Annotated in this window: 20 protein-coding genes; 15 read left to right on the top strand and 5 right to left on the bottom strand. The window is 49.3% G+C overall.

Translation table 11 applies throughout. The annotated features are described in order from the left end of the window. Nucleotides 1-62 precede the first annotated feature (62 nt). Nucleotides 63-383 carry a hypothetical protein gene (locus MJO52_RS18180; protein WP_252083370.1) on the bottom strand — a complete coding sequence of 107 codons (321 nt, stop codon included), beginning with the start codon at nt 381-383 and terminating at the stop codon, nt 63-65. Between the two features lie 1,123 nt (nt 384-1,506). On the opposite strand from MJO52_RS18180, the gene MJO52_RS18175 reads away from it, so the two are divergent. From MJO52_RS18175 to MJO52_RS18165, 3 genes are read left to right on the top strand one after another with little or no spacing between them, the layout of a single operon-like run. Continuing rightward, nucleotides 1,507-2,694, top strand: a complete 1,188-nt coding sequence (locus MJO52_RS18175) for an HlyD family secretion protein (protein WP_252083369.1) — start codon at nt 1,507-1,509, stop codon at nt 2,692-2,694. Next, nucleotides 2,694-5,438, top strand: coding sequence for an ATP-binding cassette domain-containing protein (locus MJO52_RS18170; protein WP_252083368.1), 2,745 nt, complete (start codon nt 2,694-2,696; stop codon nt 5,436-5,438). The genes MJO52_RS18175 and MJO52_RS18170 overlap by 1 nt, the downstream gene beginning before the upstream one ends. Next, nucleotides 5,428-7,566 (top strand): ATP-binding cassette domain-containing protein, encoded by a 2,139-nt coding sequence (locus tag MJO52_RS18165; protein WP_252083367.1) that lies wholly within the window; start codon nt 5,428-5,430, stop codon nt 7,564-7,566. The genes MJO52_RS18170 and MJO52_RS18165 overlap by 11 nt, the downstream gene beginning before the upstream one ends. A gap of 2,372 nt (nt 7,567-9,938) precedes the next feature. Here the strand turns inward: MJO52_RS18165 and ettA are convergent. Then, nucleotides 9,939-11,603: an energy-dependent translational throttle protein EttA gene (gene ettA / locus MJO52_RS18160; protein ID WP_252083366.1), complete on the bottom strand. Its 1,665-nt coding sequence runs from the start codon at nt 11,601-11,603 to the stop codon at nt 9,939-9,941. Between the two features lie 181 nt (nt 11,604-11,784). Between ettA and MJO52_RS18155 the strand changes: the two genes are divergently transcribed. The 5 genes from MJO52_RS18155 (at nt 11,785) to fnr (MJO52_RS18135) (ending at nt 17,241) form a co-directional block, all read left to right on the top strand. Beyond that, the gene (locus tag MJO52_RS18155; RefSeq protein ID WP_252083365.1) at nt 11,785-12,891 is read left to right on the top strand and encodes an enoyl-CoA hydratase/isomerase family protein; all 1,107 of its coding nucleotides are present in this window, start codon (nt 11,785-11,787) and stop codon (nt 12,889-12,891) included. Nucleotides 12,892-12,948: 57 nt separating this feature from the next. Beyond that, nucleotides 12,949-13,857 carry a 3-hydroxyisobutyrate dehydrogenase gene (gene mmsB, locus MJO52_RS18150; protein WP_252083364.1) on the top strand — a complete coding sequence of 303 codons (909 nt, stop codon included), beginning with the start codon at nt 12,949-12,951 and terminating at the stop codon, nt 13,855-13,857. A 382-nt stretch (nt 13,858-14,239) separates the two neighbouring features. Continuing rightward, complete coding sequence (locus MJO52_RS18145) at nt 14,240-14,935, top strand: OmpW/AlkL family protein (RefSeq protein WP_252083363.1); 696 nt, start codon at nt 14,240-14,242, stop codon at nt 14,933-14,935. A gap of 124 nt (nt 14,936-15,059) precedes the next feature. Next, nucleotides 15,060-16,442 (top strand): oxygen-independent coproporphyrinogen III oxidase, encoded by a 1,383-nt coding sequence (gene hemN, locus MJO52_RS18140; protein ID WP_252083362.1) that lies wholly within the window; start codon nt 15,060-15,062, stop codon nt 16,440-16,442. Between the two features lie 70 nt (nt 16,443-16,512). Beyond that, nucleotides 16,513-17,241 carry a fumarate/nitrate reduction transcriptional regulator Fnr gene (fnr, locus tag MJO52_RS18135; protein ID WP_252083361.1) on the top strand — a complete coding sequence of 243 codons (729 nt, stop codon included), beginning with the start codon at nt 16,513-16,515 and terminating at the stop codon, nt 17,239-17,241. A gap of 110 nt (nt 17,242-17,351) precedes the next feature. Here fnr (MJO52_RS18135) and MJO52_RS18130 read toward each other — a convergent pair whose 3' ends face one another. Further along, the gene (locus MJO52_RS18130) at nt 17,352-18,356 is read right to left on the bottom strand and encodes an adenosine deaminase (protein ID WP_252083360.1); all 1,005 of its coding nucleotides are present in this window, start codon (nt 18,354-18,356) and stop codon (nt 17,352-17,354) included. A gap of 25 nt (nt 18,357-18,381) precedes the next feature. Between MJO52_RS18130 and MJO52_RS18125 the strand changes: the two genes are divergently transcribed. From MJO52_RS18125 to fnr (MJO52_RS18115), 3 genes are all read left to right on the top strand, one after another. Next, entirely contained in the window at nt 18,382-18,558 is a 177-nt protein-coding gene (locus MJO52_RS18125; RefSeq protein ID WP_252083359.1) for a hypothetical protein, read from the top strand. 52 nt (nt 18,559-18,610) lie between these two features. Beyond that, nucleotides 18,611-19,480: an SDR family oxidoreductase gene (locus MJO52_RS18120; protein ID WP_252083358.1), complete on the top strand. Its 870-nt coding sequence runs from the start codon at nt 18,611-18,613 to the stop codon at nt 19,478-19,480. A gap of 253 nt (nt 19,481-19,733) precedes the next feature. Continuing rightward, entirely contained in the window at nt 19,734-20,465 is a 732-nt protein-coding gene (gene fnr / locus MJO52_RS18115) for a fumarate/nitrate reduction transcriptional regulator Fnr (RefSeq protein ID WP_252083357.1), read from the top strand. 97 nt (nt 20,466-20,562) lie between these two features. On the opposite strand, the gene MJO52_RS18110 is transcribed toward fnr (MJO52_RS18115), so the two are convergent. Beyond that, nucleotides 20,563-21,003: an STAS/SEC14 domain-containing protein gene (locus tag MJO52_RS18110; protein WP_252083356.1), complete on the bottom strand. Its 441-nt coding sequence runs from the start codon at nt 21,001-21,003 to the stop codon at nt 20,563-20,565. Between the two features lie 40 nt (nt 21,004-21,043). Further along, the gene (locus MJO52_RS18105; protein ID WP_252083355.1) at nt 21,044-21,619 is read right to left on the bottom strand and encodes a hemerythrin domain-containing protein; all 576 of its coding nucleotides are present in this window, start codon (nt 21,617-21,619) and stop codon (nt 21,044-21,046) included. Nucleotides 21,620-22,367: 748 nt separating this feature from the next. Here MJO52_RS18105 and glyA point away from each other — a divergent pair. The 4 genes from glyA to MJO52_RS18085 all read left to right on the top strand — a co-directional run bounded on the left by glyA (nt 22,368) and on the right by MJO52_RS18085 (nt 26,060). Further along, the gene (gene glyA / locus MJO52_RS18100; RefSeq protein ID WP_252083354.1) at nt 22,368-23,636 is read left to right on the top strand and encodes a serine hydroxymethyltransferase; all 1,269 of its coding nucleotides are present in this window, start codon (nt 22,368-22,370) and stop codon (nt 23,634-23,636) included. A 152-nt stretch (nt 23,637-23,788) separates the two neighbouring features. Next, entirely contained in the window at nt 23,789-24,256 is a 468-nt protein-coding gene (gene nrdR / locus MJO52_RS18095; protein ID WP_252083353.1) for a transcriptional regulator NrdR, read from the top strand. Beyond that, nucleotides 24,253-25,398, top strand: coding sequence for a bifunctional diaminohydroxyphosphoribosylaminopyrimidine deaminase/5-amino-6-(5-phosphoribosylamino)uracil reductase RibD (ribD, locus tag MJO52_RS18090; RefSeq protein WP_435583625.1), 1,146 nt, complete (start codon nt 24,253-24,255; stop codon nt 25,396-25,398). The genes nrdR and ribD overlap by 4 nt, the downstream gene beginning before the upstream one ends. Beyond that, on the top strand, nt 25,398-26,060 hold the full coding sequence (locus MJO52_RS18085; RefSeq protein ID WP_252083352.1) for a riboflavin synthase: 663 nt from the start codon (nt 25,398-25,400) through the stop codon (nt 26,058-26,060). The genes ribD and MJO52_RS18085 overlap by 1 nt, the downstream gene beginning before the upstream one ends. Nucleotides 26,061-26,074: the final 14 nt, after the last annotated feature.

The raw sequence follows: 26,074 nt of genomic DNA, 5'->3' as shown, positions 1-26,074 counted from the left end.
GGGAGGTCTTCTATAAAAAGAAGGCCTCCTTTATCGAGAGTGTTCATGTTTACTCTCAAGGCCTAGTTTATGCTGGATAAAAAATCATCATCTACCATTTGAATCCTTACTCCGATAGGTTCGTCAATCTGAAATATCCTTCTAGCCGTATTGTCAAGCTCAATGGCCATGCTTTGTATCACCTCATGAGTGCGATGAGGTGTTCTATTACAGAGAATTTCGATATAACAACCGGCCGGCTCAACCTGCTTGGATTCGATCACGACAACTGGAATTTTTTCTCCCTCTGTTTCCAAGCGCTTGGTCACTATCTCATTAAAGATATTGGCTGCAGAGTCAGGAATTATCTTCGAGACTTCTACAAATATTTTACAGCTGGACATATGCGGGATTCCTAGTATCTCTATTGAAGAGGCTCTCGCTTCTTCGTGCAGCTAATATACAGTTAGTGTAGCTGTTAAAAAATAAGCTGCTAATTTTACAAATCTTTTAGGGGTCACTAGCAATATCAGGATAATTAATGGGGCGCTGTGCCTGTTGCTGTATATTTAATTTTTCTGTTGTTTTAGGTCTTTGCCATTGTCTGCTTAATTAAAGAGAGGGATGTAGAATTTTACTGTATGCGATGTAAGTGCAATCTAACCCTGATTCAACAAACTTCGATATATTTACAGAGTCTAGATAAGTTTTAACTGGATAGGGTAAGGTGGCTCTCTGCCTAAGCTATATCATTCGGATTTTTTATATCAAAACTGGAGGCTGAGGTAGTCATAAAACATTGGGTTTCCCGAACTAATAGGCTACTAGCCAATCTCTGGGCCCTGTTTTCATGGCAGCTATTCATACAAGCAATGGCCCACCTGAGCGATAGCAACATTGTGATAAATCAAGTACTGAATACGGTCTCTTAATTTATCAGCTAAAGCGGAGGCTGTGATCCCACCAAGGCGGTGCCCCACTACCGGTATTTCTTGTAAATCCTCCCATGCTATCAGGTTGACTATATCGTCAAAGAAAGTACTGATACCCACCTTAGTGGAAAGGAGGTGTTGGCACTCACCTAGGCCTGTTTGGGTTAGGCTAAAGACCCAGCGCGAGCCTTTGATTGACTTTAGATCAGTACCAGCCACTATGCAACAGACCGTGTATCAGTACTAGGCTTTTTGTAATTGGCTGTAATTTTATCGTCTATCTATTCGGTATAGAGCGTAGAAGTCCTCAGATGGCCCCAGAGGTATTGCTTGATATCCTAATTTCACATTTCAAATATCTAAAGAGGGGTGAGTTATCAGCCCTTGCCTTTTTAGGTATTTCCAGGCCTGCTTGAGCTGTTATCACAGGTTTGATCGGGATGTGAAACTTCTCCAGTAAGTAAAATTTCTTCGAATTTGACTATCAGATAATAGAGAATTAGATTTGGCGCCGCGGCTCACAGATCACACTGGTTTCGCATAAATACAATGAATATCTTTCTCGCCTTAACTGGTACAAACAGGGTGAATCGTATTGCCAACACCGTTTATTCAAACTTCCCGCGCGATCAACTCCGACTCAATCTACTTTCTAGCGCTGATAAGCACATTAGGGGTATTTCTATTGCTGGGCTGGGGGATATGGTTTTTTTTTAAAGAAATCACAGTTTATAGCGTTAGTGACCAGGCGAGACTTGAACAAGAGCAGAATACTGTACATGTCAGCACCCAGAGTACAGGAAGAGTAGTTGCTATTACTGCCTCGCTAGGAGATACCTTGAGAGAAGGAGACTTGCTAATAGAGCTGGATACCAGGGCATTTGATTTGGATCTAGATGGTGATCTTCGAGTATCTCAGAGCCTCTCGGATCAATTACTGGGAATAGAGCGAGAGGGGCGTTTACGGGATAAAAAATTTACTGAAGACGACAAGGCTTTAAGTGATCAGCTGAAACTACTCCAAGAACAGCATAAACTTCAGATAAACAACCAGCAGATTCAGGCAGATGTGGCGGAGCGCTATGAACGCTTGCTGAAGAAACAGCAAAGCTCTGAACTTGATTACCTTGCAGCTAAACGTACCTATCAGCAAATGGCCATGGCCACCCTCGCATCGAAAGCGGCAATAAGAGCAACCCATGATCGCCGGGAGCAATTGGCTAGCGAGTACCAGTTATCCATGAGTGAATTGGAACAGCGTCGAGCAGATCTACAAAGACAGCTGGCGGAGGTGGATACTCGCATTCAGCAGAGCACCTTGGCGGTAGATGAACAGCGTCTGCGTGCGCCTATCTCCGGTAAGCTTGCTTCACTGGCGGATATTCAGGAAGGGGAGGTATTAGTCGCAGGGCAACAGATTGCCACACTACAAGCTGAGGGTAATATCACCGTACAGGCGTTTTTCTCTCCTGCCCTTGCTTTGGGACATATTCGTTCAGGGCAGAGTGCGCGAGTAAAATTAGATGGGTTTTCCTGGGCGCGTTATGGTCAGTTACAGGCCCGTGTAGAGCGGGTCGCTAGTGCTGTGCAAAAAGGAAAGATTCTCATTGAGTTATCTCTCCGAGGAGAGATTCCCCCACAGTTGCCGCTATTGCATGACCTACCAGCAAGGGTAGAGATTGCCACTGGAGTAAAGACACCATATCAGTTGCTATTGCAAAGTGCTGGCGACTTCTTATCTGGGCAAGCAGAAAGTAGCGTAAATTCGTTGGAGACCCTGTAGTGAAGGGACAAGTTCGCTGGTTGGTTCCAGAAGTTGTGCAAACTTCCAATATGGATTGTGGCCCTGCATCCCTTAAAAGCTTGCTTGAAGGCTTTGGTGTAAATGTACACTACGGCCACCTGCGTGATGCCTGTCAAACTGATGTAGACGGCACTTCTATTAATACCCTAGAGAAAATTGCGGTTGAGCTGGGGTTGGATGCGGCACAGATGGTCGTGCCTAAGGATCACTTGCTGTTAGGTTCAGCTGGCTACTTGCCGGGGCTGGTGGTGGTGCGCTTGCCCAATGGTAATACTCACTTTGTTGTGGCTTGGCGTAATCACCGGGGAATTATGCAGGTTATGGACCCAGCCTCGGGAAGGCGTTGGCCCAGTGCGCGACACTTTCTCGATGAGTTGCATATCCACACTATGCGCGTTCCGCCGCAAGGGTGGAGAAGTTGGGCTGGAGGAAAAGATTTTATCGATCCCCTGCAAGAGCGGATGGAACAGCTGAGAATTTCTAAATCCATCAGCGAAGTAATGTGTGAGCAAGCCTTGAAGAAAGGGGACTGGCTCTCACTGGCTTTTCTAGATGCCAGTGTAAGAATGTTGGCAGCGCTCGTTGGCTCTGGTGCGGTACGACGAGGGGCAGAAACAAGTGCATTGTTGCAAAGGCTGATAAGTGACTTTTCAGAAGACACGATTAACGCTTATCAACTAGTGCCACAGAGCTATTGGTGTGTACGCCCTTCCAGTTCTCCCGGTACTGAAGAAGTTGACACAGTTGAGCTTGAACCAGAGCTGTTGGAGTTTAGCGGCGCCGTAATAGTCAGCGTAAAGGGAGTACGTGAAAGGAAAGAAATCAAACCTAAATCGGAGGCTCTAAGCAAAGCTTTACAAGTACAGTCAATAAGCCCACTCCGTCAGTTATGGGAGTTTTTGCGAGAGGATGGTTTGCTTGCCCCGAGTATCGTGATGCTTGCGATGTTTGCTGCGGTGCTTGGTGTGATGGTTGAGGCACTGCTATTTCGAGGTTTGATCGATATCCACTCGGAACTAGCTACGGAGGTGCAGAGAATCGGCGCTGTCATTTTATTACTGGGATTTATGTTGACACTCATACTTGTGCAATGGCCGATGACCAAGCTGCAGTTAATTATTGGTAAGCACTTGGAAAATCGTTTTCGCATGCGCTTTCTTTCCGCCTTGCCGAAAATACCAGACCATTTCTTTCATAGCCGCCCAACCTCAGATACCGCAGAGAGAGGTCATCGTATAGCAGCTCTGAGAGAGTTGCCTTTACTGGGGGGAGGGATACTCTTCAAAGGGTTGTCACTGCTCGCAACAGCTATTGGCATCGTTTGGATAGCGCCCACTACCGCGCCTTTGGTGTTATTAATAACGGGGTTACAGGTAGTTATTCCTCTGCTATTTCAGCCAGTACTTAGTGATTATAATATGCGTGTCCAGACCCATACTGGCGCTCTGGCTAGATTTTATATGGATGCCTTGCTGGGAGTAATACCAATTCGTACACACGGTGCTGGAGAGTCTGTTCGCCGTGAACATGAAAGTTTGCTTAGCGAGTGGATTAAAGCAGGCTATTCCTCTTTGCGTTTCCAGCTTAATAGCCAAGCGGTGCAGTTGATTGTGAATGGGGTTCTTACTTGTGTGCTGGTGATTTACTGTGTTCAGATCCTGGGGGCAAGTCCCTACTTACTTCTGCTTATTTATTGGGTATTGGCACTGCCGCCACTGGGGGAAGATATCGCACAGTTAATGCGGAGCTACCCTCGTCATAGGAATACCTTGTTGAGAGCTTTAGAGCCGCTGCAAGCGGTTACGGTTGGTGCTAGTGAAGAGCCTTTTAATGATGAAGGGGTTCAACCTTTAAAGGTGCCTGTATCATTTCGTTTTGATAATGTCAGTGTTAAAGCCAGTGGTAGAAGTATTCTTAAGAATATTAATCTGAATGTTGCCTCTGGGGAGCATGTCGCCATTGTTGGTTCATCTGGTGCTGGCAAGTCGAGCTTGGCCGGTTTATTGTTGGGTTGGCATAACCCTGAGAGTGGAATCCTATTGCTAAATGGCGAGAAATTACAGGGTGAATTACTGTGTCGTTTTCGTCTAAGTTGTGCTTGGGTCGACCCTGCAATACAACTTTGGAATAGCAGTTTACTGGATAACCTACACTACGGTAATGACTCCTCTTCCTCCTTGTTCCCAACACTACAACAGGCCGATCTATTAAACCTAGTTGCCTCCTTGCCGAATGGTTTACAGAGCACCTTGGGGGAAAGTGGTGCGCTTATCAGCGGAGGGGAGGGGCAGCGTGTGCGATTAGGTCGTGCTCTAGGCCGAGAGTCTCCAGCTTGTGTCATTTTAGATGAGCCGTTTCGCGGGCTAGACCGCGGGCAACGCCAGCGCTTACTTGCTCGTGTGAGGCGAGTATGGAAAGACACCACCTTAATTTGCATCACTCATGATATTTCAGAAACCAAAGATTTTCCTCGCGTATTGGTGGTAGAAGATGGGCAAATTATTGAGGATGACGCACCCACAAATCTGGAAGCGCAAACTGAATCTCGTTATGCCCAACTTCTCACAGCGGAAAAGAGACTCTGGCAAGAGTGTTGGCAAAGTACCGACTGGCGTCATCTGCGTATGGAGCAAGGGCGAATTACTGAGCTTCAATCTGCAATAAAAAAACGGGCTCAAGATAGAGATACTGTGCAGTCTCAAGAGGTGCATAGTGAAACCTGAAGCTTCCATAAGCAAGCTGCGCCATCACTGTTGGCCTGCAGTCCAGCTAGATGGTGCAGTGAAAGCCCTGGCTCTTCATAGCGGCCTTGAGCCTGCAGTTCCTGACCCCGAAAGCAATACCCAAGTGTATGGGGATACAGATGCGCGCTTACAGTTACAGGCAGAAGCTTTCGATCTAAATATTGAGCGAGTTACCTGCAAATATGGGGAGTTGGAGCAGATGCTGGTCCGGGCCGCACCAGCCATACTGCGTTTGCGCTTTGCGGAGGAGGAATATTTCATCGCTTTGTGTGGCGGTAATCATCGTTTTTTATATCTTCTTTCGCCATCACAACAAATCGTAAAGCTGCGTCCAAGTCAAGTGTTGAGAGCACTAACAAGCGCACAAGAAATACCTCAGCGTCAACGTATCGCACGCTTACTGGACAGTGCCGAAATAGCTGGACGACGACGTAAAAAAGCCACCGAGGCATTATTACGAGAAAATCTAGCAGGGCTAGAAATCGATGATTGCTGGTTGTTGCGGCAGCCTTCCCATCGCTCTTTTTGGCAGCAGCTGCGCCATCATCGCCAGCATTTGCGCTTTCTAAATATGATCACCTGCCACACAATACAAGTACTCTTGTTTATAGCCAGCTGGTGGTTGATAGGTCGAGCTGTTCTTGATGGCCATGTAGATAGTGGCTGGCTGGTAGCCTGGGTATTATTACTGATAACACAGATCCCCCTTTCACTCTTAACTGCTCGGTTACAAGGTTCCATATCGCTAGAAACCGGTGCCCTGTTGAAGCAGCGCTTACTCGCCAGCGCTTTGCGAATAGATCCAGGCAAGGTGCGCCATATGGGGTCGGGACAGATACTTGGGCGTGTTTATGATGCAGAAAATATTGAAGCCAGTGCGCTACAGGCGAGCTTTATGCTACTACTCGGTGGTGTAGAGCTGGTATTGGCTTTCATGGTGCTACAGCTAAGTCTTGGAACTCCAATATCGTTGGGGATTTTGACCATATTTTTACTTATAGCCATCGCTCTAGGGCGTGCCCAGTATTTGGCTCGTCAATACTGGACTGGTCAACGTTTGAGTATGACCCACCGTCTAATTGAGAAAATGCTTGGCCATCGGACCCGATTGGCACAGCAGAAACCTTCGGATTGGCACCGGGGGGAAGATCAGGAACTGGAAGAGTATTTGCGAAGTTCTACGGTAATGGATGGCAACATGACTCGCCTAGTTGCATTTTTGCCACGTTTCTGGTTGCTATTGGGTATAACTGGCTTGGTGCCTGTTTTTGTCAATAGCAATACTGAGAGTGGGCAAATTGCTGCGGCTTTGGGGGGGGTACTGCTTGGATATCGCGCAGTACTGAAAGGCATGACAGGGTATTCCAGTGGACTCAGCGCCCTGGTGACTTGGGAAAAAGTACGTGAACTTTTTTCCTTGGAAGCTGCTTTAAAGCGGGGCGCTACCTCTATCTCAGTGGCCGATAAAGTTCATTCAGACATACAAGGGGCCAAGCAGCCATTGTGCTATATCCGTGACTTAAGTTTTAATTACCCTAATCAAGACAAGGCGGTCTTAAAAAACTGTAAGCTGAGTATTTATCCCGGTGATCGTGTAATTTTACAGGGGGCTTCTGGCTCAGGTAAATCTACTTTTGCAAATGTGATTGCCGGCATCCAAAAGCAGAGAGAGGGCATCTTACTTATCAATGGGTACGATAGAACCAGTATTGGTGCTGAGCATTGGCGCAGACTGATTGCATCAGTGCCACAATTTCATGAAAATCATGTACTTGGCGATTCTTTCTTATTTAATTTATTAATGGGTGATGAATGGCCACCAAAGATGGAAAGTGTTCGTAGGGCCTATAAAATTTGTGATGAATTAGGTTTGACCCCATTGATTAAAAAAATGCCTGCAGGGATGTTACAGACGGTGGGAGAAATGGGGTGGAGATTATCTCATGGTGAGATGAGCCGCTTGTTTATTGCACGGGCACTTTTGCAGAATTCTGAGTTGTTGGTACTGGATGAGAGTTTTGCAGCTTTGGATCCAGATAATTTAAGACGATCGTTTCATTGTGTGCAAAACTATTCGAATAGTTTAATTGTAATCGCTCACCCATAGCTTATGCTCTGAAAGCATATGAATTGGTGCACTTCATGATTTTTCAGTGTGTTGTTGCCTTGGGTTTTAATGTTTTCAATCTTAGGGATTTTTCCTGTGTGTGATGAATAGGATCAATTTTATGATCCTGCTAAGCTCTCTTGGAGAGGTATATAGCCTTTGGGCTTTTCATGTGTTAACAAATGAATTTTTGTTGACTTACATGTCATGTGAAGGATGTCTCCTTCGTGGCATTTTTTTGATCAATTATCGCAGTTCAATTTAAAATATTGCCTCATTTTTTTCGAGATCTCAGTTCCTATTGTACTTGTTGCTAAGCTGTCATGGAAAGGGCTCCTCCTGTTTGGTTGAAATTGCATGTCAAGCTGCTTCAGAAGTTTTATTTATGCTTTTTGCGGTTTTTCTTGCTCTTTTGTAGTGGGTGTCTTGGCTAAGTTATCTTTATGTTATCACCATAATTCAGCCATGTTTTCCCTCGGAGTTAGTGGGTGGTGCAATTCTATAAGTTTGATTGCAATGTATGCATCAATTTTTTAAAGGCGAAAATATCCCTTCTGTGAGGTGTCTGAATTATTTTTTTGAGGTGGCCTTGGGTGTCGTAGTTTACTGTGGTCTTATCTTTTGTTTTTGTAGTGAAGGATTTTTATTGTTCTTAACTTGATCTGAGTGTGCTGATTATAAATTTTGTGTGTTTTTTAGTGAGCTCAAAATATCTTTGGCTGTATTCTGTGTGTAAAGTGATGTGTTTTTTTATTTTTTGAGCTTGGGGTGATTTTTTGTGGTGCCTTATTTTATATTTTTCGGTGTTGTAGTTTAAGGTTCTATGTGGTTGTTTTATTTTTTTAATCTGGGGGTGTCAATAGGACGATGCCTGTTTATGAAAATGGTACAGATGTATATGTTTTTGGTTTGTACTAACTAAGTGTCATAGGCATGCTGAGCATGAAGTAAACGGGCTTGGTAAATTGTGATTGTTCCCTCAGAATAATAAGATTTTGTTGGATTATCGGCCTGTGGTCGGGGTAAGCTATGTTGTGCTTGGTTCTTTTATTGGATGGCCAGGCATAGTTAGCACATTTATAAACTACAACTTGTAAGGAGAAACATAATGCAAGTCGAAACTGATATTCAGGCAGGTCCCAGAGGGGGTGTTGAGCCTCCCCCGCCTGCGGCTTTAGCCTTAGCTTAATAGTATTTGGGTCAGGGAAGGGCTGCTTTAATAGTTTTATAGGGTGCTTTTCTGGCCCATTTCAGTGAGATTTGTAGTGGTGTTGACAACAATTCTATGCCATCACCTCTAAAAATAAGGCTTCTTCAAAGGCTGTTGGTTAAAAATGTTACCATTTGGCATATAAACGTTATGTTAAAAATTTTAATTATGTTTGGGGGAGGTGGTAACCTGCTTGGTCAATACCATATCTCCACGCTTATATTTTCAAAGCGCGCCGGCCCTGAAGATGGCTAATTGACTTTTTGTGCCGAATAATGTGAAGGTGGGTTTTGCACTTTTGTTTCATACTAGGATCTGTTAATACCAATTTTGATGGAATTTGCTTTTATGGAAACCGCAAAGATATCTAGTATATAAATCATTAACGCTATTTATGAACTTGCCAAGCACGATTGTGAGTGACATGGCCTTCCTGAGTATTTTGGAAAGTGGTACAACATCTTCACGAGGAACAGTCATAGGACAAAGAAAGATGGGATTATCTTTTCTCCGTTCATCAGTAAACCCATGAAATCGATTTTCAGGTAGCTCCGGTATTCCTCAATAGCATGTTGTTAAGGTGTATTCTAACGCTACCGGCGCTAAGCAGCGACCCGCAAGCCATAGACAAAACAAGTAGGTGAATGGACTACCAAAGTTTTCATAATAGCTGCTGACCCAAAAGCCGTTACCTTCTTTGTCGCCTGGAAGTAGTATGTTGACACTCAATGAGTTGCGTAATCTACTATAAGCTATTTCACTACTTCTTTTAATATAATTAACATCCATGCAATATAGAAAAAAGGTGCATAATAGGATATATAGCATTCCCAATTAACGCCCAAACGGTGCCAATTACCTAGCAAAAATCTGTTCAACTCTCCAGTGCCGGGCATACTTTCTAAGCTTTCTAAAATCCTGCTATGAGGCTTTTTTCCAGGCTGATGAAATCAAATCCATGACTCATGTAGGGAAATTTAAATCAGCTATGGGAATTAAAAATGAATATTTTAACACTAGCTAGGAATGTTTCTGAGTGAATGGTAACTAGTAATTGATTAAATGAAAAAACCGGAATACCTGTTTGGGATTCCGGTTTTTATTTCTATATAGTCAAAAGAGCTTAACTGATAGAAATTTTGGTCAAACCGACTTGTAAATCTCAGGTCTTCAATTTCTTATAATGCATCCGATGCGGTGTGGCATCTTCGCCTTTACGCTGCACAAAGTCTTCGTGGTACTCGGTGTAGTTACCTTCAAAGAAGACCGCTTCACTCTCACCCTCATAGGCGAGGATATGGGTGGCAACGCGGTCCAGGAACCAGCGATCGTGCGAGATTACCAGGGCACAGCCGGGGAAGTTGAGCAGGGCTTCTTCCAGGGCGCGCAGGGTTTCGATATCCAGGTCGTTGGAGGGTTCGTCCAGCAACAGTACGTTGGCGCCCTGCTTGAGGGTATAGGCCAGGTGCAGGCGTCCGCGTTCACCGCCGGAGAGCTCACCTACGCGCTTCTGCTGGTCACTGCCCTTGAAGTTAAAGCGGCCTACATAGTTGCGTGAGCCCACTTCGTAGTTGTTGATCTTGAGCATATCGTGGCCGTCTGAAATGGCCTCCCAGACGGTCTTGCTGTCGTCCAGGTTCTCACGGCCCTGTTCAACGTAGGCGACCTTGACGGTTTCACCGATCTTGATTTCACCAGAGTCCGGTTGCTCGGTGCCACTGATCATACGGAACAGGGTGGATTTACCGGCACCGTTACCGCCGACAATACCGACAATCGCGCCCTTGGGTACGCGGAAAGTCAGGTTGTCGATCAACAGGCGTTCGCCGAAGCCTTTGCTCACCTCTTTAAACTCAATCACATTGTCGCCGAGGCGCTCACCGGGCGGAATGTAGATTTCGTTGGTCTCGTTGCGGGCCTGGAAGTCCTGGGATTGCATTTCTTCCAAACGGGACAGGCGGGCTTTGTTCTTGGACTGGCGGCCTTTGGGGTTCTGGCGAGCCCACTCGAGCTCCTTCTGCATAGCTTTTGCGCGGGCCTGTTCGCCGCGCTGCTCTTGCTCCAGGCGCTTTTCTTTCTGTTCCAGCCAAGTGGTGTAGTTGCCTTCCCAGGGGATGCCGTGGCCGCGGTCCAGTTCCAGAATCCAGCCGGCAACATTGTCGAGGAAGTAGCGATCGTGGGTGATGGCTACCACAGTGCCGGTGAAATCGTGCAGGAAGCGCTCCAGCCAGAATACGGATTCTGCATCCAGGTGGTTGGTGGGTTCGTCGAGAAGCAGCATATCCGGGCGGGACAGCAGCAGGCGGCACAGGGCCACACGGCGTTTTTCACCGCCGGACAGATTGTTTACGTCCGCATCCCAGGGCGGCAGGCGCAGTGCGTCTGCGGCGACTTCCAGGCGGTGCTCCAGGTTGTGGGCGTCCCAGGCCTGGATAATGTCTTCGAACTGTTGCTGTTTCTTAGCCAGGGCATCGAAGTCCGCGTCGGGCTCGGCATAATCGGCGTAGACCTGTTCCAGGCCGGCGAGGGCGTCAATGGCTTCGCGTACACCATCCTCTACGTTGCCGCGCACATTCTTACTGGCATCGAGTTGCGGTTCCTGGGGCAGGTAGCCGACCTTGATGCCGGGCATTGCGCGGGCTTCGCCGTTAAAGTCCTGATCGACCCCAGCCATAATGCGCAGCAGGGTGGATTTACCTGCGCCGTTGAGACCGAGTACGCCGATTTTGGCGCCGGGGAAGAAGGAAAGGGAAATGTCCTTCAGAATTTCACGTTTGGGGGGCACTACTTTGCCCACCCGGTTCATGGTGTATACGTATTCAGCCATTTGGGGTTCCGTAACTGGGTGTTGCAATCGCTCAGATTTTGCGCGCAACTTATCAGTTTGCGTAAAAAGTGCAACTGCACCCCTGTGGCTGTCGCCGCTGTACTCGCGTGTGGCTGACGTTGAATCTGATATGTGCTTAACTGCGACGCTAATTAGTACAAGAGCAATAAGACAGATAGCAATGGATCAGGACTCCCCGGTGTTGTTCTCTCGGCGCGGCGCACTGGCGATCGCGACCCTCAACCTGCCTAAGGCGCTCAATGCGCTCAACCTGCAGATGATTGATCTGCTCTCAGCCCAGTTAGATCAATGGGCTGATGACGATGCGGTGGCCGCCGTATGGATAGATGGCAGTGGTGATAAAGCCCTCTGTGCCGGGGGCGATGTGGTGGCACTGTACGAGCAATCGGCCGCCTACGGTGAGCCGCCGGAATATCGTTACACGACCGAATTCTTCTCGCGCGAATATCGTCTGGACTACCAAATACACACCTATACCAAGCCAATCGTGGTCTGGGGTGGCGGTATTGTGATGGGGGGTGGTATCGGCATTATGGCCGGTGCCAGCCATCGTATTGTGACTGAAACCACGCGTATGGCGATGCCAGAAATCACTATCGGCTTATTTCCCGATGTAGGTGGAAGCTGGTTCCTGAACCGTATGCCGGGCCGCCTGGGTCTTTTTTTGGGGCTGACAGGGGCCCAGTTTAATGGGGCCGATGCCCTGTTTGCCGGTATGGCCGACCGAATTATTGCGCAGGACCAACGCGAGACCGTGTTGGCGGCACTGGCTGACTTGGATTATTCAGCCGGTAACGCAATTAACCACCGTCTAATTAGTGACTGCCTTAAGAGTTGCGAGCTCTCTCCCTTGCAGCGGCCGGAGTCTCAGTTGCGCGAACACTACGACCAGATTCAACAGCTCACGGACTTTGCCAGCCTGCCGGAGGTTTGCGCGGCAATCAGCGCCTATCAAGGGGTGGATAAATGGTTGCAGCGCGCCGCCACCACCCTGGCCGGTGGTTCGCCACTGACCCCTTGGGTGGTATGGGAGCAGTTGCGTCGAGCGCGCCACTTTTCTTTGGCCGATGTGTTTCGGATGGAGTTGGCGCTCGCGGTAAACCTCTGTGCCAGTGGCCATTTGAAGGAGGGGGTGCGGGCTCTATTGATCGATAAGGATCGTACGCCAAAGTGGCAGCCTCAGAGCTTGGAGGAGATTAGCCCGCAACAGCTGGAGAGCTGCTTTAGCGCGCCCTGGGGCGGAGCGCATCCGCTTGCGGATCTATAAAGCGACCCGGGCCGCTTTACGCACGGGATACCAACAACAAAATATGGAGTGGCTTTTATGGAAAAGATAGCCTTTTTTGGTCTGGGGAATATGGGTGGCCCTATGGCGGCCAACTTGGTGAAGGCCGGGTATAGCGTGGCGGCTTTCGATCTCAATCCCACGGCTCTGGTGCAGGCGCAAAAAGATGGTTGCACGCCTTGTGAGTCCCCGCTGCAGGCGGCTGAGGGGGCCGCTATTGTGGTCTCAATGCTGCCCAGTGGTGCGGCGGTAAAAAGCCTCTACCTGGGAGAAGAGGGGCTGCTGAATCACCTGGCTGAGAATACTCTGGTTATCGATTGCTCAACCATCTCTGCGGAAGATGCCCGCCTGGTAAATGAGGCCGCATCTGAGAGGGGCCTACTCGCCATTGATGCGCCAGTTTCAGGGGGTACCGCGGCAGCTCAGGCTGGTAGCTTGTGTTTTATGTGTGGAGGTGAAGAAGCGGCAGTAGATGCTGCGCGGGAGCCGTTACAGGCGATGGGCGCCAAGATTTTTCACGCCGGCTCGGCTGGGGCAGGGCAGGTGGCAAAAATTTGTAACAACCTGCTTCTGGCTATCCATATGACCGGTACCGCCGAAGCCCTGCAGTTGGGGGTCGACAAAGGCTTGGACCCCAAGGTCCTGAGCGAGATCATGATGCAGAGCTCTGGCAACAATTGGTCTCTGTCCAATTACAATCCCTACCCAGGTGCTATGGAGAATGTACCTGCGGCAAATGGTTACTCTGGTGGTTTCACCGTGGCGCTAATGTTGAAAGACCTGGGGCTCGCCATGGATGCTGCAGCTACCAGTGCCTCTTCCACGCCTATGGGGGCTCTGGCAAAAAACCTTTATCAGCTACATGGAGCCAGCGATGAAAATCAGAAGTTGGATTTCTCCAGTATCCAGAATATGTTCCGCCGCCCGGCAGGTGGTCTGACCTGGTAGATATCTAGCTTCCGCGCGCTCCCTCCTCAGTTGATTGTTTCTGGCCAGTACCGGAGAGGGAGCTTTGCTTCAGTGTCGCCTAACGTTAAAAATTTGGACCAGTTCGCAAAATTGGCAATAGGTACCAATTACTAGCCCCCTAGCCGTTCCTTCATTACCCCCCTATCGCTATCTTCGCTGCCCCGCTCGGAAGGCCATCTGATGATTGGCCAGACAAGCGTTATGGGCAATACGCTGCTTTTAATTCCGCGAAATTCTACAGCTTGATTTGGATCAAGCTCACGATTGCGGCCAGCGGTTAACCTGCCTGCGACTTGTGATTGTGCCTGGAGGGGGCCTTCCAAAGTCGGGAAAAATGCTAAATCGCTATATGGAGAAGTTAATGAATCGTATAACTGCTTGTGCGACAGCCGCCCTGACCGCCGTACTTTCTGCACCGGTACTGGCCTACGAAGAGGGCAGCTTTATTTTGCGCGGTGGTATGGCCACAGTAGCGCCCGACACCAGTTCCAGCGCGCTTTATGTTGGTGGAGCTAAGCAAGACGGCACCGGGGTAGATGTGGATGACGGCTCCGCTCTGGGCCTAACCGGTGTGTATATGTTCCGTGATCACTGGGGTCTTGAGCTAGTAGCCGCCACCCCTTTTACGCATGAGATTCAAGCTGAAGGTCTGGGTGAAACTTTTGAGCTGGGTGAAACCAAGCATCTGCCGCCTACTTTGCTGGTGCAGTGGTATCCCATGGATACTCAGTCCGCGATCCAGCCTTATATTGGTTTGGGGGTGAATTACACCGCTTTCTTCGATGAGGAAATCAGCAGTACTGCTAATGCGGTCTTTGAAACCCTAGGGGCTACTGACGACGCAAAGCTATCTCTCGATAATTCCTTCGGTCTGGCGGCTGAAGCGGGTATCGACTTCGCCTTCGGCGCAGATCAGCGCTGGTTGTTTAATATGTCTGTGTTCTGGATGGATATTGATACCGACGCCACTGTAAAGGTACCTGGTGTGGGTAATGTCACCGCTAAAGTAGATATCGATCCGCTGGTTTATATGGCGGGTCTCGGCTACCGCTTCTAAGGTGGCAGCACTCTAGTTTTGGGGTGTGGCAGTCGTTGCGGTTTTCCCCGTGGGAGCTCGGCGACTGCCTTTTAGTTTGTGCGGGAGGCTGTCGCAAACAATTGATTGAGGTTGTGGAAATATGATGCAAGAGACTAAAAGCACTATAGGTGGTCTATCAGAACAACTGTTATCCCGATACAGTGGCCCCTGCCCGCGCTACACCTCTTATCCCACAGCCGATAGATTTAAACCTCTGGATGGCAGCATCAAACCTTGGGATGCACTTAAAAATATTCGCAGCTTATCCCTGTATGTGCATATCCCCTTTTGCCGTTCTCTCTGTTATTTCTGTGCTTGCAACAAGGTAATTACTTCCCAATACGGTCTCGCCTCCAGCTATCTGGATAACCTCTTGCAGGAAGCTCGCTGGTATCGGGACAAGGTGGCCCAGGTACCGGTCACCCAGTTGCATTTGGGAGGTGGTACACCCACATTTCTCAGCGATGGAGATATGCGCCGCTTGATGGAAGGACTGGGTGAGATTTTTGATTTACGCCCGGGCGATGGAGTGGAGTACAGCATTGAAGCCGATCCACGCACCTTGGAGCTGGAGACCTTGGATACCCTAAGAGAGCTCGGATTTAATCGCTTGAGCCTGGGCGTGCAGGATTTTGATATCGAGGTGCAGAGATCCATCAACCGAATTTGCAGTGCCGACCAGGTGACTGAATTAACGGTTGCGGCGCGTGAGCGGGGCTTCGAATCTATTTCCTATGATTTGATTTATGGTTTGCCCAAACAAAACCTCAGCAGTCTGCACAGCACCCTGGACAAGGTGCTAAATTTACAGCCGGATCGTATTGCCCTCTATCACTATGCGCATTTACCCCATCGTTTTAAAGCCCAGCGTCTTATCAATACGGAACTAATTCCCTCCGCCACAGAAAAAGTAGCAATGCAGCTGGCTGCGGTAGAGCACTTGGGCCAGGCCGGTTATGAATTCCTGGGAATGGACCATTTTGCCCGGCCGGGAGATGAGCTGGCCAAGGCTGCTCATGCAGGGATGTTGCAGAGAAATTTCCAAGGCTACACATTAATGCCCGCCGATGCGTTAGTTGGACTGGGGGCTTCGGCAATCAGCTACAGCCGTAATGGTTTCTGGCAGAACCTGCACCGTCTGAAAGAATATACCCAGGCCGTGACTGAGCGGGGTAATGCTTCCTGTCGAGGCTGGTTAATGAGTGATGAAGATAAGTTGCGTCAGTGGGTTATTACTGAACTGATGTGCCGGTTAAGCCTGGATAAAACTGAGGTTGAGCGTCGCACTGGCGTACCTTTTAATCAATACTTTTTCCAGGAGCTCAAAAGACTGGAACCCATGTTTGAGGATGGTCTTATTTATCAGGATGAAAAAAAGATCACCGTCACGGAGCAGGGGCGCTGGTTTGTACGCAATGTTGCCTCGGCTTTTGATATTTACTTACACAGTCAGCAAACTGATGCGCAATATTCTCGTGTTCTTTAATGTTCTACAGGAGACGATTGTCTTCACAGCGGGTACAATAGCCGCAAATTAGTTTACCGACTGGTTTAGTATGATGGATTCCTCAGTAGCGGTTAGTTGCAGCAACTGCTCGGTTAGACGTTTATGCCTGCCTGCGGGGTTATCTCAAGCAGATATCGATCGACTAGAGCAGGTTACGCGCCGTAAGAAAATTGTAAAAGCCGGTGAGACCTTGTATCGCTCCGGTGATCCTTTTGCAAACCTTTACGCTATTCGTTCAGGCAGTTTTAAAACTGTGGTTATCGCAGCGGATGGCGATACGCAGGTCACTCATTTTGCCCTGCCAGGAGAGTTGTTGGGGCTGGATGCCTATAGTAGCCGCGTACACCCCAGTTACGCTGAGGCGCTGGAAGACAGTAGTGTCTGCCTGTTGCCCTTTACCCAGCTGGAATTACTGGCTAATCAGGTCACCGCGTTGCAGCAGCAGATTTATAGTATTTTTTCTGAAGAGCTGCGCCAGGAAAATGATATTTTAATGCTGTTGGGCAAGCGATCGGCTGATACCCGCTTAGCGGCTTTACTGATTAATATTTCCAGCCGCTATGCCCGTCGCGGTTATTCGCACAGTGAATTTGTGTTGTCTATGCCGCGCACAGATATTGCCAACTACCTTGGGTTAACTGCAGAAACCGTAAGTCGATTATTTTCGCGTTTTCAAAAAGAGAAACTGATTAAGGTAAGTGGTCGGGCGGTGGAAATAATGGATATGATCAGTCTCAGTGAACTGGCCGGAACCCATTACGGTTACGATGAAGACTGATTAAGCACTCTATCAAAGTTTGATAAGCTTAGTTGATTAAAAAGGCCCAGGCTAAATAATTAGCAGGCCCTATAACATTTTTCAAATTATTTGCGTTAGGGTCGCATTAATTAAATAGCGGCGATAACCTCCGCCCATTTTTGTTGTTGGGCTTGAGAAATATAGCTGGCTTTAAAGCTGTTAATAGCCAGCTTTTTTGCCTGTTTCTTGGTCATACCAAGACTTTCACTCAGTGCTTGGTAATTGCGGTTAACGTAACCGCCGAAATAGGCCGGATCATCCGCATTTACTGTGACACAGAGCCCACGCTCCAATAACTGTAATATGGGATGTTGGCTCATATCGTCGTAGACACATAGTGCAGTGTTGGACAGAGGGCATACGGTGAGGGGAATTTCCCGATCGATAAGTCGTTCAATCAGAGCCTCGTCTTCCACACAACGCACGCCGTGATCTATGCGGCTTACATCGAGTAAATCCAGGGCTTCTTTAATATATTCAGCTGGCCCTTCCTCCCCCGCATGAGCGACCCTCTCCAGGCCTAATTCTTTAGCCATAGCAAAGACTTGCTGGAATTTGCTGGGGGGGTGTCCCAGTTCTGAGGAGTCCAGGCCAACACCCTTAATAAATTCCAGGTAAGGTTTGGCGGCTTTTAGAGTAGTGATGGCCTCTTCCTCACTCAGGTGGCGCAGGAAGCAGAGAATCAGGTGGCTACTAATTCCCCACTCAGATTCGGCATCTTTTAGAGCGCTGTGGATGCCCCGAATAACCACACCGATATCAATACCCCTTTCTGTATGGGTTTGGGGGTCGAAGAAAATTTCAGTGTGCACAACATTATCTTCACGACAGCGCAGCAAGTAGGCCATGGTTAGATCGTAAAAGTCCTGTTCATGGATAAGGACCGAGGCTCCCTGGTAGTAAATATCCAGGAAGGACTGCAGGTTGTGAAACTTATAGGCAGCCTTAATTTCCTCAACACTGGAAAAGGGGATTTCAATTTTATTGCGCCGGCTAAGCTCGAACATTAGTTCTGGCTCCAGCGAGCCTTCAATGTGCAAATGCAGCTCTGCCTTGGGGAGAGTCTTAATAAAATCCAGATCGGCGATGCTCATAGTAATAACTGTATTGAAGATAAGTGTGGGAGCTGTTACCCGGGCCGGAGGCATCGATTCAACAGCCGGAAAAATTGGCGGTAATGGTAACAGCTTCTTCCTTATGGCTGAAAAGCCATTCGCTAACCTGCCGGCCCGGGCATGGCTGGTGAAGCCGCAAGACTACAGCTGTGTAAACCAGGCGGTTTACTTTGTGAGTTAGAGGTGTAACATACACCAGGCAGTGTACTTTTTCTGAGTGTTGGAGTGGACCTATGGGCAAGGTAGTACTGATTACGGGAACATCTACAGGTTTGGGACAGAGTTTGGCCACCAAAATGGCGAAGCGGGGGTATGTTGTCTACGCCACCATGAGGGATTTGGACAAAGCGGGCCCACTGCTGAAAGATGCCGGGCTTGGGCACAAGCTCAACGTTTTAGCGCTAGACGTGCAGGATGCAGGAAGTATTCAACATGCTGTGAATACCATTATTGAGGAGCAGGGGCGTATCGATATTTTGGTTAACAATGCCGGTGCCGGCTTTGTGAAAACCACCGAAATGGCCTCAGAGGTAGAGACACAGTGGGTTATGGATGTGAACTTCCACGGGGTAGTGCGTTGCACCAAGGCAGTACTCCCCCATATGCGAAAGGAACGCAGCGGTCGGATTATCAACATTTCCTCTGTGGGCGGGTTAGTGGGGCAGCCGTTTAATGAACTTTATTGTGCTGCCAAGTTTGCTGTAGAGGGGTACACAGAGGCTATGGCTAGCTATATCCAGCCCAGCTTTAACATTCAATTCACTGCGGTTGAACCTGGCGGCATTTACTCTGAATTTGCCAACAGTGTTTTATCTCAACTGCAAGTGGATGGTGGTGTGCCAGAAGGAGATTACCAGGGCTTATTCGAACAATATCTGAGTGGTATCCAGAGGCGCACACCAGAACAAACGGCCCGTCTTTATCAGAGTGCCGGGCAGGTGGCGCAGGTAGTTTTAGATGTTGTTGAAAGTGAAGATCCACCGGTTCGGGTCCGTACTTCTCCTTGGGCCAATGAATTTTGTGCTTATAAAACGCATGCAGATCCAAGTGGTAAAGCTCAGCAGAAAATGGTGATAGATACCCTGTTATCTGCCAATCAATGATTTACCGAAAAGTTCATTTTTTTCGCAGGGCTTTGTTTATTTAGATAAGCCCAGGAGCACCCGCTAGTCATTATTTTTATGTAGAAGAGTAATGTCTGAAATTGTGTAAACGTAGTATATATTGGTCCCTTGTTTTATAAAGATGGTTAGCCTCGATACTAATTTTTTAATATTTAGTGTTTTGTTTCTGAGTGGCGACGCTTTTCAATAATGCCGTTACAATTTTCCTATATTGTTAAAAGGCGATTTGGGTATGGCTGATTCACCAGTGGCAGTAAGTTGCAGTAATTGCTCTGTCAGGCGTCTCTGTTTGCCTGCGGGCCTGTCTCTGGCAGAGATTGATCGCCTCGAACAGGTCACTGGAAAAAAGAAGGTCATTAAGGCCGGGGAATCTCTCTACCGGGCTGGCGATTCATTTCAAAATCTCTACGCGATTCGCTCTGGCAGTTTTAAAAATGTAGTAATTGCCGCAGATGGTGATACCCAGATAACACATTTTGCCCTGCCGGGAGAATTACTTGGCCTCGATGCTTATAGTACCCGTGTTCACTCTAGCTATGCCGAGGCGTTAGAAGACAGCAGTGTCTGTCTCCTGCCTTTTGCTCAACTGGAAGTACTGGCGCAACAGGTTCCGGCCCTGCAGCAACAGATTTACAGCATTTTTTCCGAAGAGTTGCGCAAGGAGAATGAAATTTTAATGCTGCTTGGCAAGCGTTCTGCAGATACTCGCCTTGCCGCATTGCTTATGAATATTTCCAGTCGCTATGCCTGTCGCGGTTATTCCCCCAATGAATTTATCCTTTCAATGTCGCGTACAGATATTGCCAATTACCTAGGATTAACTGCAGAAACGGTGAGTCGTCTGTTTACTCGCTTTCAAAAGCAGGGGGTTATCCAAGTAAATGGCAGGGTAGTGCAGATTCAAAATTTACTGGGGCTTAGTGAAATAGCGGGAACCCACTGTGGTTATGAGGGCGAGGTTTAGAAGTCTTTGAAGTGCCGAAAATTTTCTGGAAAGGATAAGGGTTTGAGCATTAAAAAATAAAAAAGGGGGCGAAAACGCCCCCGGAATCCACTACTTATCAGGAGTGTGTGGAGAAAGCTAATTCCTTTTCTGCACCTTTTTTCTCTACTTCTTCCAGTGCTTGTGACAGCCAGTCCATGGCCTCGTGCTGCTTCTCAAAGTAACGCACTTCGCCACTTACAAACCATCCTCCAACTTTGGTGGCCAGCTGTTGCCAGCCTTCATCCCCAAGTACAGCAATGCGGCAGAATTCATTGCCATGTTTAAGGGTTAGCTTGAATTCATCCCAAATCGCGTGCAGACCCCAGCCCTCAAAATCCCGCAAGTCAATCAGCATTTGTACCTGTGGTTTTTTAACGCCCTCAAGAGCATACTCTAGCAAAGGCGTTATATATTCGTAGTCCTCATGGGTCAACTGCCCAACAGCTTTGATATACAGGAAGAAATCATCATCAATTCTTTCCATGCCAATGGAGATTCCGTGACGCTTGATTTTCATGTCTCCTCCTTTTTATAGTTTGTGAAATGACCCGGTCATCTTAAGCAAAAACTTGTGAGGGTGTTTCTGGTTGAGTCAGATATTCGCGTAAAGATTCATATACATTTCTGGTGTTTTTATCGAAAAAAGGATCTTTTAACTGCTTGACCTGTCTGTAAATTTGTTTCCAGTCTTCTACCTGTAGATATTGCTCTATTTGAGGGAAAATCGCAGAATTTTCCAGCTCAATATGATTTCGCTGTAACTGCAAATAGCTATTACTAGCTCCTTGTAACACTCTCCTCTCAACCATGGCGTTATTGGCTACGGCATAGAAAAGTGCACACATATGCTTGGTGGTTGCAGCAATTTTTTCGTGCTGCATCTGCGCTTCATAAATAGCACTTCGGTCATGCACAGGTTTGGTCAGCAAGCGAGCAAGAATCAAGTCTTCTACCGGATGATGATATTTATCTGGGTAAACAGAAAAATAATCCAGTGCGTCAAGAATCAGAGAGAGGGTGTTAGGGTCCCGCTCATGAGTTCCAAAAAGGTCCTGTAGCAAGCGCTCAAAGGCATTGAGCATTTGCTGCATATTTTTATGGTCTAAACAGAGTTGTCGGTAGATGTTGTTCATCCCAGACCTCCGCGATCAGTTTCGAAGCTTATTGTTGCCAGCAGACTCGAGAGAGGAATTGATGTGGATCAAGTAGCGAAAAAAAAGTGGTACAACCTGAGGATTTTGGCGCAGTAAAGAAATTAAAGGGCACCATTTTAAAAATTATCCAAAACCAGTTGTCGAGTTAGAGTCATACAAAGGCTGTAAAATAATGAAATTGGGCTCAAGTCATGTTAATTGCCGCGCAGGGTTTGAGTATTAAGTCATCACTTTTATTTTGTAGACTGAGTGCTGTGGTGCACTCTTATCACAGGGATCAACGGTTAAATCAATAGGAGGATAGGCCATACATTTTTATTGGTGTTCTACCGGTCCACACAAGCTGGTGGCGGGTATAGGTCACTGGTGTGAGAATGAGGCAGTGACTGGTGATCCTAGTATGGTTTTGGTGTTGGCTTAGCTTAAGGGCCAGCAGTGACAAGGTATTTGAGTAAAACAAGCATTTAAAGAGGTGGCTTATGAGTCCGGCCCCTGAATTGCTCATTTCTAAGGCAATCAATAGTCCAAAACACGGCTAACTGGCCGGATTTTGGTTTTCGCGCAATCCCTGTGACCTTGGTGTACAATGCGCGCCTTTCTAAAATGCTCAGGATTCTTTGAGTAGTCAGTGGGGCCTATTGGCGCCTGAGGCCAAGTTGCAAGGCCTGAGCACAGTGGTACCGAGTTACACCAGTCTCTACTCAGCCCGCATTACCGAGGGAACACCATGTTTGATTCATCTGTCACGCTCGCTTCTTACGATCCCGAAATCTGGGAAGCTATCCGCGAAGAGGATTCTCGCCAGGAAGACCACATTGAGCTGATCGCCTCCGAGAACTACACCAGCCCACAAGTCATGGAAGCCCAGGGCAGCAGCCTCACGAATAAGTACGCAGAAGGTTATCCGGGCAAACGCTACTACGGTGGCTGTGAGTATGTGGATAAAGTGGAAACCCTGGCGATTGAGCGCGCCAAGGCTCTGTTTGGTGCGGATTACGCCAATGTACAACCTCACTCTGGCTCCCAGGCCAACTCAGCGGTATATCAAGCCTTGTGCGCCCCCGGCGACACCGTGCTGGGTATGAGCCTGGCTCACGGCGGCCACCTGACCCACGGTGCCCGCGTCAACTTCTCTGGCAAAATCTACAATGCGGTGCAGTACGGCCTGAACCCGGAAACCGGTGAGGTGGATTACGAGGAAGTGGAACGTCTGGCTCTGGAGCACAAGCCCAAGATGATCGTGGCCGGTTTTTCCGCCTATAGCCGAGTCATGGATTGGGCGCGTTTCCGCGAAATCGCCGACAAAGTGGGTGCCTATCTGTTTGTAGATATGGCCCACGTAGCCGGTCTGGTTGCCGCTGGTGAATACCCATCGCCGATTCCCCACGCCGATGTGGTGACCTCCACCACTCACAAGACCCTGCGCGGACCGCGCGGTGGCATTATCCTGGCCCGTGCCAACGAAGAGATCGAGAAAAAACTGAACTCCGCGGTATTCCCTGGTGGTCAGGGTGGCCCGCTGATGCATGTTATCGCGGCCAAGGCGGTTTCCTTTAAGGAGGCCATGAGCCCAGAATACAAGGCTTATCAGAAGAAGGTGGTAGAGAATGCCCGCGCTATGGCGGAGACTTTCCTCGACCGCGGTATCAATATCGTTTCTGGCGGCACTGATGACCACCTGATGCTGGTGGACCTGATCGGTAAGGAATACACCGGTAAAGATGCCGATGAGGCCCTGGGCAATGCCAATATCACGGTGAATAAAAATGCGGTGCCTAATGACCCGCGTTCCCCCTTCATTACCAGTGGTCTGCGTGTCGGTACTCCGGCGATTACCACGCGCGGTTTCGGCGTGAAGGAAACCCAGCAGCTGACCCATTGGATCTGCGATATCCTGGACGCACTGGAAGGCGGCGATGTTGAAGCCACCATTGCCGATGTGAAGCAAAAAGTTCTGGAGATCTGTGCACAGTTTCCTGTGTACAAGAAAGCCTAATTTAGCTTTGCTGGAAAAAGCGGCTCGGTGAGCCGCTTTTTTTATGGCTGTATCACGGTGTGCTGCACCGCAGCGGTGCGTGGTGCAGTCACAGGGGGCAACGGCTGTGATAAACTGCGGCCCATTTTCCATTCCCCTGGGGACGATCCCACATGCACTGTCCTTTCTGCAGCGCAGAAGAAACCAAAGTAGTTGATTCCCGCCTGGTGGCGGAGGGCGATCAGGTGCGCCGCCGGCGCGAGTGCCTCGAATGCCATGAACGTTTCACCACCTTTGAAAGCGCAGAGCTGCTGTTGCCCAGGGTGATCAAACAAAATGGCCAGCGCGAGCCCTTCAATGAAGACAAATTGCGCGCGGGCATCCAGCGCGCGGTAGAGAAGCGCCCGGTCAGTATCGAGCGGGTGGAATCCGCAGTCTCCCAAATCAAGCATGCACTGCGCGCAACGGGTGAGCGCGAGTTGCCCGCAAGGGCCATTGGCGAGCTGGTTATGGAGCAGTTGCGCGAGCTGGATGAGGTCGCTTATGTGCGCTTTGCCTCGGTGTATCGACGCTTTGAAGATGTCAGCGACTTCAGTGAAGAAATTGAGCGCCTGACCAGTAAGGAAAACCAAACGCAATGAGTCAAATGGCTGTAGAGAGTGCCCAGGCACTGATGGGCCGTGCTATTCAGCTGGCGGAGCGCGGTCTCTATACCACTATGCCGAACCCCCGGGTCGGCTGTGTGATCACCGATGCTAATGGCAAAGTAATTGCCGAGGGCTGGCATAAGCGTGCTGGCGAACCCCACGCTGAAATAGAAGCCCTGCGCGATGCGGGCGAGCGAACCCGCGGCGCCATCGTCTATGTGACCCTTGAACCCTGTAGCCACAGTGGCCGCACAGGTCCCTGTGCCGAGGCACTGGTGCAGGCCGGTGTCGCCCGCGTGGTATACGGTATGGAAGACCCGAATCCCAGGGTTGCCGGAAGCGGTTTGCAGAAACTGCGCGATGCGGGCATTGAGGTAGAGGGGCCAGTGCTGGAAGAGCGCTGCCGCGCGCTCAACCCGGGTTTTATCAAGCGTATGACCTTGGGGTTACCCCTGGTGCGCAGCAAATCTGCGATGAGTTTAGATGGTCGCACCGCCATGGCCAGCGGTGAATCCAAATGGGTTTCGGGCCCGGCTGCGCGCGCCGATGTGCAGCGTCTGCGTGCGCGCAGCTGTGCAGTGGTAACTGGCGTAGAGACTGTGCGATTCGACAACCCGAATCTCAATGTGCGCGCCGATGAGATGGCGCTGGAGCTGCTCGAAGCGGAACAGGCTGCAGAAGTTCAGCCCCTGCGCGTTATTGTCGACAGCCAGCTGCGCACGCCGGCAAAGGCCTTTATTTTGCAGGGGGACGCCCCCACACTGGTATGCACTACTGAGCGCGCCGATCCAGAGCGCCGTCAGCGACTGGAAAACGCGGGTGCCGAAGTTGTCGTTTTACCTCAGGACAAGGACGGTCGGGTGGACCTGCTTGCCCTGCTCAAAGAGTTGGCCCGACGCGAATGCAATGAAGTATTGATAGAAAGCGGTGCGATCCTTTCCGGTGAGTTTCTCTACCGGGGTCACGTAGACGAATTGATTGTCTATCTGGCGCCCAAGCTGCTCGGCAGCACGGCGCGGCCGCTGTTTGAATTGCCCATCGAGCGTATGGGCTCGGTGCTGCCGATTACGATTACCGATATGCGCGCGGTCGGCCACGACTGGCGCATCACCGCAACCACGGATATCGAGCGCTGATGTTTACTGGAATTATTGAAGCGGTTGGCGAGATTGCCGATCTGCAGCCGCGCGGTGGTGATCTGCGCGTGCGCGTTAGGAGCGGCAAGCTGGACCTCGCCGATGTACAGCTTGGCGATAGTATCGCCACAAACGGGGTCTGTCTGACCGTAGTGGAGCTGCCCGGTGATGGCTATTGGGCGGATGTTTCCGCGGAGACGCTGGATGTCACCAGTGTCAGCAGTTGGAAGCGCGGGGATAGGGTCAATTTGGAGAAGGCATTGACCCCACAAACCCGCCTTGGCGGCCATATTGTCAGCGGCCATGTGGACGGTATCGGCGAGGTGGTGTGGCGTAAATCTGAGGCCCGTGCCGAGCGTTTTCGCCTACGCGCACCGGATAATCTGGCTCGTTATATTGCCCACAAGGGCTCGATTACTGTCGACGGTACCAGTCTTACTGTGAACGCGGTGGACGGCGCTGAGTTTGAACTCACCATTGTGCCGCATACCCTGCAGGAAACGATTATGCAGGGCTACGCAGCTGGCACCCGGGTCAATCTTGAGGTGGACTTGATCGCACGCTACCTGGAGCGCCTGCTTCTTGGCGAGGAGGCGGCCAAATCCAGCGACGGTGGTATGACACTCGAATTTCTCGCCCAGAACGGGTTTTACAAGCGCTAGCTGGCTTTATCCCG

The organism is Microbulbifer variabilis (genome assembly GCF_023716485.1).
In the GTDB taxonomy this organism is placed as follows: Bacteria; Pseudomonadota; Gammaproteobacteria; order Pseudomonadales; family Cellvibrionaceae; genus Microbulbifer; species Microbulbifer variabilis_B.
The sequence above is the reverse complement of the archived record's forward strand: the minus strand, read 5'-3'. Positions and strand labels throughout refer to the sequence as shown.